We start from the raw sequence: 14090 nt of genomic DNA on the forward strand, positions 1-14090 counted from the left end.
GCAGCGTGCGATATGGAGTTCAGGCCTTGGCGGGCGGCGTGCACGCCGCGCAGCGTGAATGCGCCCGAGGCCGAACGACCCGACGCAGCTTGCGCATCCGCACGGATGCATGGACCGCGTCCAGATGGATGGACGTTCGGCGGGTTGCGGATCTTCGGGTCGCGCAACGCCAAGGTGGCGTTCGCCCGGGAACGCATCCCGCCTTGCGACCGGCCCAATGAGCAGGCCAGAACGCGGTCCCGCATGCCAGGTGCTCTGGCCAAGCCGGATCAGCGCAAGCGCCCCATCCCCTGTGGCAGCACGGCCCGACGATACAAAACCTAAGATTGATGGGCCAAAATTGTCATGCCGCGGGAGCGCGAGGCAGGCGCCGCTGACGGGGTGCCCCGTCAGCGGCCAGGTTGGTCAGTCGGCGGCCAGGGCCATGCGGCTGCGGTTCAGCCGGGTCATCACATGGTCCTCGGTGGCGTCGACCACCTTCTCCGTCTCCTCGGGCGTGAAGACATGGCCGGCGCCCGGCATGGTCCGGTAGTCGATGTTGATGCCCTTCTGGGTGTTCAGCTTGTCCACCAGCTTCCGGACCGAGCTTTCGGGCACGAGCTCATCGCCCTCCCCATGCAGGATCAGGCCGTTGCAGGGGCATGGCGCGAGGAAGCCGAAATCATAGTGGCTGGCCGGCGCGCTGATGGACACGAAGCCGCCCATCTCCGGCCGCCGCATCAGCAGCTGCATGCCGACATAGGCGCCGAAGGAGTAGCCGGCGACCCAGAGGCTGTGGGCATTCGGGTTCACCGCCTGCAGGAAGTCCAGCGCCGCGGCGGCATCCGAGATCTCTCCGATCCCGCCATCGTAGCGGCCCTGGCTGCGGCCGACTCCGCGGAAGTTGAATCGAAGCGTGGAAAATCCCAACCCCTGGAAGCGTTGGTACAGGGCGTGGATCACCCGGTTGTTCATGGTCCCGCCATGCAGCGGGTGGGGGTGCAGCAGCAGGGCTACCGGTGCGTTCGGCTGCTTCGAGTGGTGATAGCGGCCTTCGAGCCGGCCGTCCGGGCCGGCGAACATGACCTCAGGCATCGTCCCTTGGGTCCAATTCCGGTTGTGCCCTGGCACGTCGGGTCCGCCGGAGGCAAGCATGGAGCCTACCCGCCGACAGGCCAGGCGCGCGAGGCGCGTTGGTGGGGAAGACCTGATTGACAACGCCCAGGCTCCCCTCGGCACCAATCGGATTTGGCACACGATGCCGAGAGGAGCCCGGGCGCACCAACCACCCTGGCCGAACCGGGACCGCGACCCCCCCAATCGTTGACTGGGGGGGTCGGGTAACCTAGCGTTCCTATCCAAGGCGCCCGCTTGTCGGACGCCCACGACAGGGGCTCGGTCCCGGTGTCGTCCAGGCTCCCAGGGGCAGTCTCCCGGACCCCTGGGCGGGCGGGACTATAGAGACCCGAAGGTGAGTTTCATAACGGAATCAAGGCATGGTGCCCATGTTTTCCGCTCCCGGCCCGTATGCCGGTATACGGCTTTCTGGCGCCTAGGGATTTCACGCATGCGTCTTTCCACCCGCGGACGATATGCCGTCATGGCGATGGTGGAGCTGGCCGCACGCCAGCAGGGCTGCGCGGTCGATCCGCGCGCCGGTCGGCCAGTCAGCCTGGCCGAACTGGCCCAGGCGCAGATGCTGTCGCTTGCCTATCTGGAGCAGCTTTTTGGTCATCTCCGCCGCGCGGGGCTTGTCGCTTCCGCCCGCGGTCCCGGCGGCGGCTACCGCCTGGCCCGCCCGGCTCAGGCCATCGCGGTGGCCGAGATCGTGGACGCGGTGGACGAGCCGATCCGTGCCACCCGCTGCGAGCAGGGCTCGCCCGGCTGCCTGGCCGGGGAACGTTGCCTGACGCATGACCTGTGGTCCGAACTGGGCGAGCAGATCCGGCTGTTCCTGGCGCATGTGACGCTGGAGGACATCGTCACCGGCCGCATCGCCGGCCGTGCCGCCACCCCACACGAGCGCGCCTTGCCGGAAGCCGCGCAGTAGCGCCCATGCCCACGCTCTATCTGGACGCCAATGCGACCGAGCCCCTGCGCCCGGCGGCGCGGGAGGCCGTGCTGGGGGCCCTCGCGGCCGGCGGCAACCCGTCCTCGGTCCATGCCGAGGGTCGGGCCGCGCGGCGCCGGCTGGAAGAGGCGCGGGAGGCAGCGGCCGCCCGCCTCGGCGGCCGCGCCCGCGACCTGGTCTTCACCAGCGGGGGGACGGAGGCGGATGCGCTGGCCATCGTCGGCCTCGGCCGCGGGCGGCGCCTGCTGGTGGGCGCCACCGAGCACCCCGCGGTGCTGGCTGCCGCCCCGGGGGCCGAGACGATCCCGGTGCTGCCGGATGGCACCGCCGACCTGGCGGCGCTGGACCGCCTGCTGGCCGCTGGCGGGCCGGCCCTGGTCTGCCTGATGGCGGCGAACAACGAGACCGGCGTGCTGCACCCGCTGGACGCCGCGGCTTCGCTGTGTCGCGCCCATGGCGCGCTGCTGCATGTGGATGCGGTGCAGGCCGCCGGACGAGTGCCGCTGCCGACGGCGTTCGATTCGCTCGCCATCTCCGGCCACAAGCTGGGCGGCCCGCCCGGCGCCGGCGCGCTCCTGCTGCGCCCGGGCCTCGACCTGCCGGCGCTGATCGCCGGCGGCGGGCAGGAACGCGGCCGTCGCGGCGGCACCGAACCGCTGCCCGCCATCGCCGGCCTCGCTGCCGCCTGGCCGGAACCCGAGGAGGCGGCGCGCCTGGCCGCTCTCCGCGACCGGATCGAGTCAGGGGTGCGCGCCCTGGCGCCCGAGGCGGTCATCGCCGGCGCCGGCGCGCCGCGGCTGCCGAACACCACGAACATCATCCTGCCAGGCCTGCCGGCGGAAACCCAGGTGATCGCGCTGGACCTGGCAGGGGTGCGGGTCTCGGCGGGGGCGGCGTGTTCCTCGGGCAAGGTGGCGCAAAGCCCGGTGCTGGCGGCAATGGGGTTCGGGGAGCTGGCCGGCTGCGGCATCCGCGTCTCGCTACCCTGGGACGCGCCGGACGACGCGGCGGAGCGGTTCCTGGCGGCGTGGCGCGACATGCGCGACAGGCTGCGCAAGCGCGCCGCGTAGCATCGGGGGGAAGAGAGAACTCCTCCCCCGAACCCTCCAGCCGCCTTCTTCTGGGAGTCTGGCGCATCGCCGCCATGACGATCCGGCCACTCCCCGGCTCGAGGGCGCTGCCCCATCTTCCCCCCATGCGCCCGAACCGCCCCATCTACCTGGACAACCACGCCACCACCCCGGTGGACCCGCGCGTGCTGGCCGCCATGCGCCCCTGGTGGGAGGACAATTTCGCCAACCCCCACAGCGTGGAACACCCGATGGGTCGGGACGCCGAGGAGGCCGTCGAGGCCGCCCGCGCCGAGATCGCCAGCCTGATCGGCGCCGAGGCGCGGGAGATCGTCCTCACTTCCGGCGCCACCGAGGCGAACAACCTCGCCATCAAGGGGGCCGCCCGCTTCGCGGCGCAGCAGGGCACCGACCGCCGCCGCATCGTCACGCTGGCCACCGAGCACAAATGCGTCCTGGAAAGCGTCCGCGACCTCGCCGCCGAGGGGTTCGAGCCGGTCATCCTCCCCGTCCGCCCCGACGGCATGTTCGAACCCGATGCCCTGCGCGCGGCACTCGATGACCGCACCCTCCTCCTCTCCGTCATGGCGGTGAACAACGAGATCGGGGTGATCCAGGACCTCGCCGCCATCGGCGCCCTGGCGAAGGAGGCGGGCGCGCTGTTCCATACCGATGCCGCCCAGGCCGCCGGCCGCATCCCTCTCGACGTGGAGGAGATCCGCGCCGACCTCCTCTCCCTCTCCGGCCACAAGCTCTACGGCCCGAAGGGCATCGGCGCCCTCTATGTCCGGCGCCGGCCGCGGGTGCGCCTGGCGCCGCTGTTCTCCGGCGGCGGGCAGGAGAGGGGCTTCCGCTCCGGCACGCTGCCGGCGCCGCTGGTGGTCGGCTTCGGGGAGGCGGCGCGGATCGCGGCGACCGAGGGGCTGCTGGATTCCGGCCGCATCGCCGGCCAGCGCGACCTGTTCCTCTCGGTGCTGGAACGGGACGTCCCCGGCCTGCGGGTGAACGGCCATCGCGACCAGCGCGTCACCGGCAATCTCAACCTGACCTTTCCCGGGGGCGTGGACGCCCAGGCGCTGATGCGTGCCGCGCCGGGCGTCTGCGTGTCCACCGGGTCTGCCTGCTCCTCGGCCGAGGTCGAGCCGTCCTACGTGCTCCGTGCCCTCGGAATCCCGGATGCCGAGGCCCGGGCGACCTTGCGGATTGGGATCGGCCGCTTTACCTCGCCGGCGGAGGCGGAGCGGGGCGCGGCATTGCTGGCCGAGGCCTGGCGCGCGGTGGTTGCGGCGGAGCGCTGAGACAGAATGCCCAGGATGACCTTCATCGAGCGCGACGGCAGCCGGCGGGAGGTGGACGCGCCGCTCGGCCTCTCCGTCCTCGAGATCGCGCACAAGCATGGGGTGGATGTGGAAGGCGCCTGCGAGGGCTCGCTCGCCTGCTCCACCTGCCACGTCATCGTGGACCAGGGCTGGTTCGGCAAGCTCGCCTCGCCGACCGAGGACGAGGAGGACATGCTCGACCTCGCCTTCGACCTCCAGGAGACCAGCCGCCTGGGCTGCCAGATCATCATGACCGAGGCGCTGGACGGCCTGGTGGTGAAGCTGCCCGCCGGCACCCGCAACGCCGGCGGCTGAGCAGGGCGCGCCGCCCGCGCGCAGAAGGGACAGCATGGCACAGGCCTGGGAGACCGAATTCGGCGCCGAGGGCGGGCTGTTCCGCTCCCTACGGTCCGCCTGCGCCGCCGACTGGGCGGCCTATACCTGGCACCCCTTCGTCCGGGGCCTGTCGGACGGCACCCTGCCGCTGCCGGCCTTCCGCCGCTACCTGATCCAGGACTACCTCTTCCTGATCCATTTCGCCCGGGCCAAGGCGCTGGCGGTCTTCAAGGCCGAGAGCGTCGAGGCGATGCGCGACAAGGCGGAGGCGATCCGCGCCATCCTGGCCGAGACCACCATGCATCTCCGGTACTGCGAGGGCTGGGGCATCGCGGAGGCCGAGGTGCGGGCCACGCCCGAGAGCGCGGAGACGGTCAGCTACACCCGCTACGTGATCGATCGCGGGCTGGCCGGTGACATCCTGGACCTGGAAGTGGCGCTTGCCCCCTGCACGGTCGGCTATGGCGAGGTGGCGCTGCGCATCCTGGCCGACCCGAACCGCCGGACGGAGGGCAACCCCTACCAGTCCTGGATCGACACCTATGCCGACCCTGGCTACCAGGCCATCGCGAAGGCGGCCGCCGCGCGCATCGACGCGTTGGGCGAGAGCCATGGCGGCCAGGCCCGCTTCGCCATCCTTGGGTCCACCTTTGCCGAGGCGGCGCGGCTGGAGGCCCGCTTCTGGCAGCAGGGCCTGGATGCCGCGGAAGGCCACATGGCCTCCTACGAAACGGCGCGGCGCTAGGTGCGCATCCCGGTCGTCGCCCGCCTGGTGCAACCATGAGGATCCTTGTCGCCATGTCCGGCGGGGTGGACAGCAGCGTCGTCGCCGGCCTGCTGAAGGAACAGGGGCACGAGGTCATCGGCGCGACCCTGCAGCTCTACGACCACGGCGCCGCGACCAGCCGCAAGGGTGCCTGCTGCGCCGGGCAGGACATCCATGACGCGCGCCGCGTCGCCGACCGGCTGGATATCCCGCACTACGTCCTCGACAAGGAAAGCCGCTTTTCCGCGGCCGTGGTGCAGGACTTCGCCGATGCCTATGCCCGGGGCGAGACGCCGATTCCCTGCGTGCGCTGCAACCAGACGGTGAAGTTCCACGACCTGGTCGACCTGGCGCGCGACCTGGGCGCCGACGCGATGGCCACCGGCCATTACGTTCGTCGCGTTGACGGCCCGCGGGGCGCCGAGCTGCACCGCGCCGCCGACCCGCAGCGGGACCAGAGCTACTTCCTGTTCGCCACTACGCGGGCGCAGCTGGATTTTTGCCGGTTTCCCCTGGGCGGCTACCCCGACAAGGCTTCGGTGCGCGCAGTCGCCGCGCGGCTGGGCCTGCGGGTGGCGGAGAAGCCGGACAGCCAGGACATCTGCTTCGTCCCGCAGGGCCGCTACCACGAGGTGGTGGCGAAGCATCGGCCGGATGCGGTGGAGCCCGGGGAGATCGTGCATCTCGACGGCCGCGTGCTGGGCCGCCACCAGGGCATCGCCCGCTACACCGTCGGGCAGGGGCGCGGCCTCGGCCCGGCGTCACGGGATGGCGAGGAACCGCTCTATGTCGCGGGGGTCGAGGCGCGCAGCCGCCGCGTGATCGTCGGCCCGCGCACCGCGCTGCCGCAGCCGGTGGTGATGGTTGCCGAGGTGAACTGGCTGGTCCCGCCGCCGGCGGGGCCATTGCGCTGCCAGGTGAAGCTGCGCGCGCGGGAGGAGCCGCGTGCTGCCACCGCGGACTGGGACCCGACGGCCGGCCTGCTGCGGGTAAGGCCGGAGGAACCGGCCATTGCCGCGCCCGGCCAGGCCTGCGTGCTCTATGACGGCGACCGGGTGCTGGGCGGCGGCTTCATCCGCCGTGCGGCAGGGGCCGAGGCGGCCTGGACCACGACCGCGGCTTGCGTGTCGACCTGAACACGCAAGGCGCTGTCGCCCATTGATGCCGGTGAACAGACGTCCTGATGTCCGCTCACCGGCATCGCGCGCAGGGTTGCTGTGGCGGCCCGGCGCCAGACGGGATGATCATGCCGGTCGGCATTTTTGCTGACCGGCATGAGTGTAGCGCGGCATTCACGCCGCTCCGCGATCGGCCCTGGCGCGTCAGCCGATGCCGAGTGCGGCGCGGTCCACGATCCAGGGCAGGTCGGTCTCCGCGGGCCGCACGCCGGCCTGGGTGATCATGTCATGCGCCTGCCCGCGATGATGGGTCTGGTGGTTGAACAGATGCGTCACCAGGATCCAGCGCCGCTCCCGCATCTCCTTCTGCGAGGCGCCGCTGAACCAGGTGAGGTCGCCTGTCAGCCAGTCCGGCGTGAGCGTCGCCGCCCAGGCCTCGATGCGCGCATCCGCCTCGGCGCGGGCGGCGCGCAACTCGGAAAAATCCTCGATCAGCCGCGGACTGTTGGCGATGCCCGGTGGTGGCGGGTCCCAGCCGGCGAAGCGGCCCATCCATTGCCGGTCGCCCCAGAGCAGGTGGCACAGCGTCCCGTGGATGGAGCCGAACCAGCCGCCGCGATCCTGCCGGCGTGCCGCGTCGGTCAGCTCCGCTGCAGCGGCATAGAGCCGGCGGTTCATCTCGGCATTGTATGCCGCCATCAGGCGACACCAGTCGGGCGAGATCATCGCACCCTCCCGCCGCGCGGCTACACGCGTTTCCAGAAGCGGATCGCGGCATGCTCCGCTCCCTCGGCATCCAGCGCAAAGCCGGGGACGGCGCCTGCCGCGGTCCAGCCGCTGGCGTGGCAAAGCCGGTCGGCCGCACCATCCGCCAGCGAATCCAGCACCAGCAGCCGGCGGCCGAGACGCTGTGCGGCCTGTTCGACCCGCTGCAGCAATGCCCGGCCGATCCCCTGCCGCCGCGTCGCCGGGTCCACCAGCAGCATCGCCACCTCGGCGCGGTGCGCCTGGTTCTCCGGCATGTCCAGCAGCAGTTGCACGGTGCCGACCAGCGCCCCCTCCAGCCAGGCCGCCAGCAGCAGCCGCCGACCGGCGGCGACATCGGCCGCGGCCCGCCGCCAGGCGGCGCGCGCCCGGTCCGGCGGCAGCGGATGGCGGAAGGACAGGCCGGGGCCGGCGGCGACGCAGGCGGCCAGGATCTCCGCCAGGCGCCGTTCCGCGCTGGCAGCCGCGGCAGCGTCCAGCGCTTCCACCACCAGGCCGATCGCCGGCTTGGCGTAGCGGAATTCCAGCGACTTCGAGAGGTCGTCGAGGATGCGGATGGCGCCCTGCCGGACATAGCCTCGCTTCTCGTAGAAGCCATGCGCGCGGTCGAAGCGCGTATCGGTCCACAGCACGAGGCGGGCGGCGCCCTGGGCGCGCGCCTCGGCCTCGGCCGTCTCAAGCAGCCGGGCGGCGAGCCCGCTGCCGCGCTGGTCCGCCGCGACATACATGCGGCAGATTTCCCAGGCCCGGTCGCTGTGCATCGGCCGGGTGCCGACCATGCCGACCACCTTGCCGTCATGCTCCGCCGCCCAGAGCATGCCGCCCTGTCCGGCGAAATAGGTGGCCAGGGCCCGCAGCTCCGGCACTTCTCCATCCACGTCGAGCACGCAGTTCGGGTATTCCGCCCAGCAATCGCCGATCAGGGCGATGAAACCCGCCGCATCGGCATCCCGGCCGGGGCGGATCATGCCCAGGGACCAGCCGCCAATCGCGCCTGAGCCTGCGTCCGCACGATGCCGGCGGTGCGGCGGAGGCCAAGCTCGCGGCGCGTGCGCCGGCGCCTGCGGCACGGCATCAGGTCAGCTCCCGGCAGAACTCCTGGATGCGGCCGCAGGCCTCGGTCAGGCTGGCCGCGTCGGTCGCGTAGGAGATGCGCATATGCGGCGACATGCCATAGGCCGCGCCCTGCACGCAGGCGACGTGCTTCTCCTCAAGCAGCGCCGCCACCACGTCGGTATCGGTGTCCAGCCGGCGGCCGCCCTTGCTGGTGCGGCCAAGCAGCCCGGCGACCGAAGGGAAGACATAGAAGGCGCCTTCCGGCTTGTGGCAGGTGATGCCGGGGGCGGCATTCAGCATCTCCACCACCATGTCGCGGCGCTGCTGGTAGGCGGCGCGCCGCTCCTCCACCAGATCCTGCGGCCCGTCCAGCGCCGCCGTGGCGGCGGCCTGGCTGATGGTGGAGACGCCGGCCGTCGCCTGGCCCTGCATGTTGAACATGCCCTTGATCAGCTTCGCCGGCCCGCCGCCGAAGCCGATGCGCCAGCCGGTCATGGCATAGGTCTTGGAACAGCCGTTGACCGTCAGCGTGCGGTCCTTCAGCCCGGGCGTGACCTGCGCGACGGTACTGAACCGATGCCCGTCATAGAGCAGGTGCTCGTACATGTCGTCCGACAGCACCCAGAGGTTCGGGTGGCGCAGCAGCACCTCCCCGAGCGCGGCCAGTTCCTGCGCCGTCGGCACCGCGCCGGTCGGGTTGCCCGGGAAGTTCAGCATCACCCATTTGGTGCGCGGGGTGATGGCGGCTTCCAGGTCCTCCGGCCGCGGCTTGAAGCCGTTGTTCTGCGGGCAGGAGACGGTGACGGGCACGCCGCCCGCCACCTTCGCCATGTCGGCGTAGCTGACCCAGAAGGGGGAGGGGATGACCACCTCGTCGCCCGGATCGAGCGTCGCCATGAAGGCGTTGAAGATGACCTGCTTGCCGCCATTGCCGACGATGATCTCGTCCGGCCCGTAGTCCAGCCCGTTGTCGCGCTTGAACTTGCGCGCGATGGCCGCCTTCAGCGCAGGCGTGCCGCCCTGCGGCGGGTATTTGGTGTCGCCGCGCAGCGCAGCCTGATGCGCGGCCTCGATCGCGTGGGGCGGCGTGGCGAAGTCGGGTTCGCCATTCGAGAGGCTGATGACGTCGATGCCCCGCGCGCGCATCTCCCGCGCCTTCGCCGTCATGGCGGCGGAAGGCGAGACCCTCACATCGGCGAGGCGCCCGGCAAGCTCCGGCATCGCCTTACCGCAGGCCCTGGCAGAAGCGCTGGATGCGGGTGCAGGCATCCCGCAGCGCGTCGTCGCTGGTGGCGTAGCTGATGCGGAAATAGCCGGGGTAGAGGAAGGCCGCGCCATGCACGCAGGCCACCCCTTCCTCCTCGAGCAGGGCGAGGCAGAAATCCTCGTCCGTCTCGATCTTGCGGCCGCCCTTGGTGGTCTTGCCGATGCAGCCCTGCATGGACGGGAAGACGTAGAAGGCGCCTTCCGGCTTGTGGCAGCGCAGGCCGGGCGCGGCGTTCAGCATCTCCACCACCATGTCGCGGCGACGCTTGTAGGCGACCTTCATCTCCTCGATGAAGCCCTGCGGCCCCGTCAGCGCCTCGACCGCCGCGGCCTGGCTGATGCTGCTGGTGTTGCTGGTGGACTGGCTCTGCAGCTTGTCCATCTGCTTGATCAGCGAGACCGGCGCCGCGGCATAGCCGATGCGCCAGCCGGTCATCGCATAGGCCTTGGAACAGCCGTTCATCGTGACCGTGCGGTCGCGCAGCCGCGGCTCCACCTCCAGCACTGTCGCCGGGCGGAAGCCGTCATAGGCGAGCTTGTTGTAGATGTCGTCGGTGAAGACCCAGACATGCGGGTGCTTCATCAGCACGTCCGTCAGCGCCTTCAACTCCACGGCGCTGTAGGCCGCGCCGGTCGGATTCGACGGGTTGTTCAGCAGGAACCACTTGGTCTGCGGCGTGATCGCCGCCGCCAGCTGTTCCGGCCGCAGCTTGAAGCCCATATTCTCGTCGCCGCGGACGATCACCGGCTTGCCCTCGGCTAGCTCGACGATGTCCGGATAGCTGACCCAGCAGGGGGAGGGGATGATGACCTCGTCGCCCTGCTGCACGGTGGCGAGCAGCGCGTCGAAGATCACCTGCTTGCCGCCGGTGGCGACCAGGATCTCCTCCGGCTTGAACTCCACGCCGTGGTCGGCCTTCAGTCGGCTGGCCACCGCCTGCCGCAGCGCCGCAGTGCCGGCGACGTCGGTGTATTTCGTCTCGCCGCGCTGGATGGCGGCGATGGCCGCATCCTTCACGTTCTGCGGGGTGTCGAAGTCCGGTTCGCCCGCGGCCAGGCCGATGACGTCCTTCCCCGCCGCCTTCAGCGCCCGCGCCTTGCTGGTCATGGCGATGGTCAGGGACGGGGAAATGCGGTCGAGGCGATCGGCGATCAGCTTCATGGGGGCCTGCGCGGGCTGCGAAAGGCCGGGACCCTAGCCCCCCGGCCCAGGCGGTTCAACCCGGCCGCGATCCATCCCGCGTGGCCTAAGGCCTGCTTTTGCATCCGCGGCCGCATGGCAGCGCTGCGTGCCAAGCGGAGCTCGGATGGCGATCGCCGGCCCGGCCGGCGCCGTCCCGCGGCACGGCCAGCGATCCACCGCTGTCCGTCCGATCGGATTGCGCGATCTGCGGGCCGTGCCACACCGCCTGGACGGACCAGGCCAGGCGCATCCCCGGCGACAGCAGGGTCGTGGAGGGCATCGCCACCCAATCCGTCGGAGCCTGGCTCGGGGCCGATGATCGGCCTGGTGGCCGGCGGCTGCGCCCGGCCAAGGAGCACGGGAGCCATGCCAGGATGCCCGTGCCGCAGCCCGGGCCGGTCCCGCAGTCAGGATCGCGGCGTGTTCCGCCCCCGCAGCAGCAGCCCGGCCCCCAGCAGGGCCAGTGCCGTCACCGCCAGCAGCATCGTCGCCAGGGCATTGATCTCGGGCGTCAGCCCGATGCGAAGCTGCGAGAAGACCAGCATCGGCAGCGTGGTGCCGGCCGGGCCGGAGACGAAGCTCGCCACCACCACGTCGTCGAGCGACAGGGTGAAGGCCAGCAGCCATCCCGCACCCAGCGCCGGTGCCATCAGCGGCAGGGTCACGGTGCGGAAGACGGTGAAGGGCGGCGCGCCGAGATCGGCCGCCGCTTCCTCCAGCGCGGCATCCATCCCCGCCAGCCGCGCCTGCACCACGACCGCGACATAGGCCAGCCCCACCGTCGCATGCGCCAGCAGGATGGTGAGCGCGCCCCGGTCCGGCGACCAGCCCAGCGCCGCCTCCGCCGCGCCCTGCAGCACGACGAAGAGCAGCAGCAGGGACAGGCCCGTCACGACCTCCGGCAGCACCAGCGGCGCGCCGGCCAGCAGGCCGAACAGGGCGCGGCCGCGGAAGGGACCATGGCGTGCCAGCACCCAACCGGTCATCCCGCCCAGCAGCACGGCCAGCGTCGCCGCGCCGGCGGCGATCCGCAGCGACAGCCAGGCGGCATCCAGCATCCGCGCATTGGCCGCCAGCGCGGCGAACCAGCGCAGGGAGAAGCCGCCCCACTGGAAGGGAATGCGGTCGGCGCTGAAGGCGTAGCCGATCAGCAGCAGGATGGGGAGCCACAGGAATCCCAACCCCAGAACCAGGCCGACCCGTCTCACTTCGACATCCCGGGGCGCTCCCCCGGCCCCCGCGCAGGGGGCGAAGCCCCCCTTCGAGACCCCCCTTCGTCCAGGCCCTGGAAAACGCGGATCGGCACAATGAGCAGCGCCAGCAGCGCCACGGCCAGGGCGGCGGCCAGGGGCCAGTCGCGGTTCTGGAAGAACTCGCCCCACAGCGCACGGCCCACCAGCAGCGCCTCCGGCGGGCCCAGCAACTCGGGGATCACGAACTCCCCCGCGGCCGGGATGAACACCAGCAGGAAAGCCGCGGCCGCACCGGGCAGGGATAGCGGCAGGGTCACGCTGCGGAACACCACCCACGGGCTGGCCCCCAGATCCGCCGCCGCTTCCTCCACGCTCATATCGCGCCGCAGCAGCGTCGCCGCCAGCGGCAGCACGGCGAAGGGCAGATACGCATGCACCATGCCGAGATACATGGCACCATCGCTGTAGAGCAGCGGCAGCGGTTCCGTGGTCACGCCCAGCGCGATCAGCACGCCATTCACCCAGCCGCCATCGCGCAGCAGACCGATCCAGGCGCCCAAGCGCGGCAGGAAGCCGGTGCAGAAGGGCAGCAGCACCAGCGCCAGCAGCAGCACCCGCCATCGCTCCCCCGCGGCCGCGATGCCGAGTGCCATGGGATAGGCCAGCAGCAGGCAGAGCGTGGCCGTCACCCCCGCCACCAGCACCGATCGCAGCAGGGCTGCGGCATAATAGCCATCCTGCGCCAGGGTCAGCAGGTTCTGCGCGGTCCCCCGCCAGCCATCCTGCAGGGAGATCGCCGGCGTGAAGGGCGGCACGCCGGGCGCGCCCTCGCTCACCGCGATGCCGAGCAGAATCACCACCGGCGCCGCCACCAGCAGCAGCAGCCAGAGGAAGGGCGGCAGCAGGACCAGGGCGCGGCGCATCAGGCGGAAAGCGGCGCCAGCGCCTCGGGCGCCCAGGCCAGCGCAACAGGGTCGCCCGGCGCCGGCGGCGCGGCGTCGGCGGGCAGCGTCACACGCCATTCGCCACCGTTCGGGAGCGCCACCACCGCCATCCAGCCATCGCCGCGGAAGGCAAGGTCCCGGACCCGCGCCGCGATGCCGTTCTCCGCCGGCGGATCACCCGCCACCAGCCGGATGCGCTCCGGCCGCAGGGCGAAGGCGGGCGCCACATGCGCGGGGCGCAGCAGGCAGCCGGCCCCGCATTCCACCGCGCCATCGGCGCGCACCCGTCCTTCCAGGATGTTGGCCGCGCCGAGGAACGCCGCCACGCTGCGGGTCGCCGGCCGCTCATACAACTCGCGCGGCGGCCCCACCTGCGCCAGCCGCCCCGTCTCCAGCACCGCCACCCGGTCGGCCAGCGCGAGCGCCTCTGCCTGGTCATGGGTCACCATGACGAAGCCGGCGCCGGTGGCGCGCTGAAGCGCGCGCAGCTCGAACCCCGTGCGCTCGCGCAGGCCCGCATCCAGCGCGCCCAGCGGTTCGTCCAGCAGCAGCAGGGGCGGGCGCTTCACCAGGCTGCGCACCAGCGCCACGCGCTGCCTTTGCCCGCCCGAAAGCTGCGCCGGCCTCCGCGCCGCCAGCCCTTCCAGCCCGACCAGCGCCAGCGCCTCGGCCACGCGGCGCGCGATCTCGGCCTTCGGCACGCCGTCCCGGCGCAGCCCATAGGCGACGTTGTCGAAGACGCTCAGATGCGGGAACAGGGCATAGCTCTGGAACACCATGCTCACCGGCCGTCGATGCGGCGGCAGCGCGCCGATGTCGCGCCCCTGCAGCAGCACCTGGCCCGCATCGGCGCTCTCGAAGCCCGCGACGATCCGCAGCAGGGTGGACTTGCCCGACCCGCTGCCGCCCAGCAGCGCCAGGAATTCGCCCGGCGCCACGGTCAGGTCCAGCGCATCCAGGGCCGGCACGCCGCCGAAGCGCTTGGTCACGCCCGCCAGGCGCAGCAAGGGCGTGGCCAAGGCGC

Annotated in this window: 14 protein-coding genes; 6 read left to right on the forward strand and 8 right to left on the reverse strand. The window is 71.7% G+C overall.

Translation table 11 applies throughout. The features are described from left to right. Nucleotides 1–405: 405 nt before the first annotated feature. Nucleotides 406–1074 carry an alpha/beta hydrolase gene (locus E2C05_RS00385; protein WP_133217594.1) on the reverse strand — a complete coding sequence of 223 codons (669 nt, stop codon included), beginning with the start codon at nt 1072–1074 and terminating at the stop codon, nt 406–408. A 472-nt stretch (nt 1075–1546) separates the two neighbouring features. Between E2C05_RS00385 and E2C05_RS00390 the strand changes: the two genes are divergently transcribed. The 6 genes from E2C05_RS00390 (at nt 1547) to mnmA (ending at nt 6677) form a co-directional block, all read left to right on the forward strand. Continuing rightward, complete coding sequence (locus E2C05_RS00390; protein WP_133217595.1) at nt 1547–2029, forward strand: Rrf2 family transcriptional regulator; 483 nt, start codon at nt 1547–1549, stop codon at nt 2027–2029. Nucleotides 2030–2034: 5 nt separating this feature from the next. Then, nucleotides 2035–3120: a cysteine desulfurase family protein gene (locus E2C05_RS00395; RefSeq protein ID WP_133217596.1), complete on the forward strand. Its 1086-nt coding sequence runs from the start codon at nt 2035–2037 to the stop codon at nt 3118–3120. Nucleotides 3121–3245: 125 nt separating this feature from the next. Continuing rightward, the gene (locus tag E2C05_RS00400) at nt 3246–4418 is read left to right on the forward strand and encodes a cysteine desulfurase family protein (protein ID WP_133217597.1); all 1173 of its coding nucleotides are present in this window, start codon (nt 3246–3248) and stop codon (nt 4416–4418) included. Nucleotides 4419–4424: 6 nt separating this feature from the next. Then, on the forward strand, nt 4425–4754 hold the full coding sequence (locus tag E2C05_RS00405; RefSeq protein WP_133217598.1) for a ferredoxin family 2Fe-2S iron-sulfur cluster binding protein: 330 nt from the start codon (nt 4425–4427) through the stop codon (nt 4752–4754). Nucleotides 4755–4788: 34 nt separating this feature from the next. Next, complete coding sequence (tenA, locus tag E2C05_RS00410; protein ID WP_133217599.1) at nt 4789–5520, forward strand: thiaminase II; 732 nt, start codon at nt 4789–4791, stop codon at nt 5518–5520. Nucleotides 5521–5555: 35 nt separating this feature from the next. Next, nucleotides 5556–6677 carry a tRNA 2-thiouridine(34) synthase MnmA gene (gene mnmA / locus E2C05_RS00415; RefSeq protein WP_133217600.1) on the forward strand — a complete coding sequence of 374 codons (1122 nt, stop codon included), beginning with the start codon at nt 5556–5558 and terminating at the stop codon, nt 6675–6677. A 186-nt stretch (nt 6678–6863) separates the two neighbouring features. On the opposite strand, the gene E2C05_RS00420 is transcribed toward mnmA, so the two are convergent. The 7 genes from E2C05_RS00420 to E2C05_RS00450 form a co-directional block, all read right to left on the reverse strand. Continuing rightward, entirely contained in the window at nt 6864–7385 is a 522-nt protein-coding gene (locus E2C05_RS00420) for a DinB family protein (RefSeq protein WP_133217601.1), read from the reverse strand. Between the two features lie 20 nt (nt 7386–7405). Then, nucleotides 7406–8392 (reverse strand): GNAT family N-acetyltransferase, encoded by a 987-nt coding sequence (locus E2C05_RS00425; RefSeq protein WP_133217603.1) that lies wholly within the window; start codon nt 8390–8392, stop codon nt 7406–7408. A 106-nt stretch (nt 8393–8498) separates the two neighbouring features. Continuing rightward, nucleotides 8499–9701 carry a pyridoxal phosphate-dependent aminotransferase gene (locus E2C05_RS00430; protein ID WP_133217604.1) on the reverse strand — a complete coding sequence of 401 codons (1203 nt, stop codon included), beginning with the start codon at nt 9699–9701 and terminating at the stop codon, nt 8499–8501. 4 nt (nt 9702–9705) lie between these two features. Then, nucleotides 9706–10908 carry a pyridoxal phosphate-dependent aminotransferase gene (locus E2C05_RS00435; RefSeq protein ID WP_133217605.1) on the reverse strand — a complete coding sequence of 401 codons (1203 nt, stop codon included), beginning with the start codon at nt 10906–10908 and terminating at the stop codon, nt 9706–9708. Nucleotides 10909–11336: 428 nt separating this feature from the next. Beyond that, the gene (locus E2C05_RS00440; protein ID WP_133217606.1) at nt 11337–12137 is read right to left on the reverse strand and encodes an ABC transporter permease subunit; all 801 of its coding nucleotides are present in this window, start codon (nt 12135–12137) and stop codon (nt 11337–11339) included. Beyond that, entirely contained in the window at nt 12134–13045 is a 912-nt protein-coding gene (locus E2C05_RS00445; protein WP_133217607.1) for an ABC transporter permease, read from the reverse strand. The genes E2C05_RS00440 and E2C05_RS00445 overlap by 4 nt, the downstream gene beginning before the upstream one ends. Further along, nucleotides 13045–14085, reverse strand: a complete 1041-nt coding sequence (locus tag E2C05_RS00450) for an ABC transporter ATP-binding protein (RefSeq protein WP_133217608.1) — start codon at nt 14083–14085, stop codon at nt 13045–13047. The genes E2C05_RS00445 and E2C05_RS00450 overlap by 1 nt, the downstream gene beginning before the upstream one ends. Nucleotides 14086–14090 lie beyond the last annotated feature (5 nt).

This window comes from Paracraurococcus ruber (assembly GCF_004353985.1).
Classification (GTDB): domain Bacteria; phylum Pseudomonadota; class Alphaproteobacteria; order Acetobacterales; family Acetobacteraceae; genus Paracraurococcus; species Paracraurococcus ruber.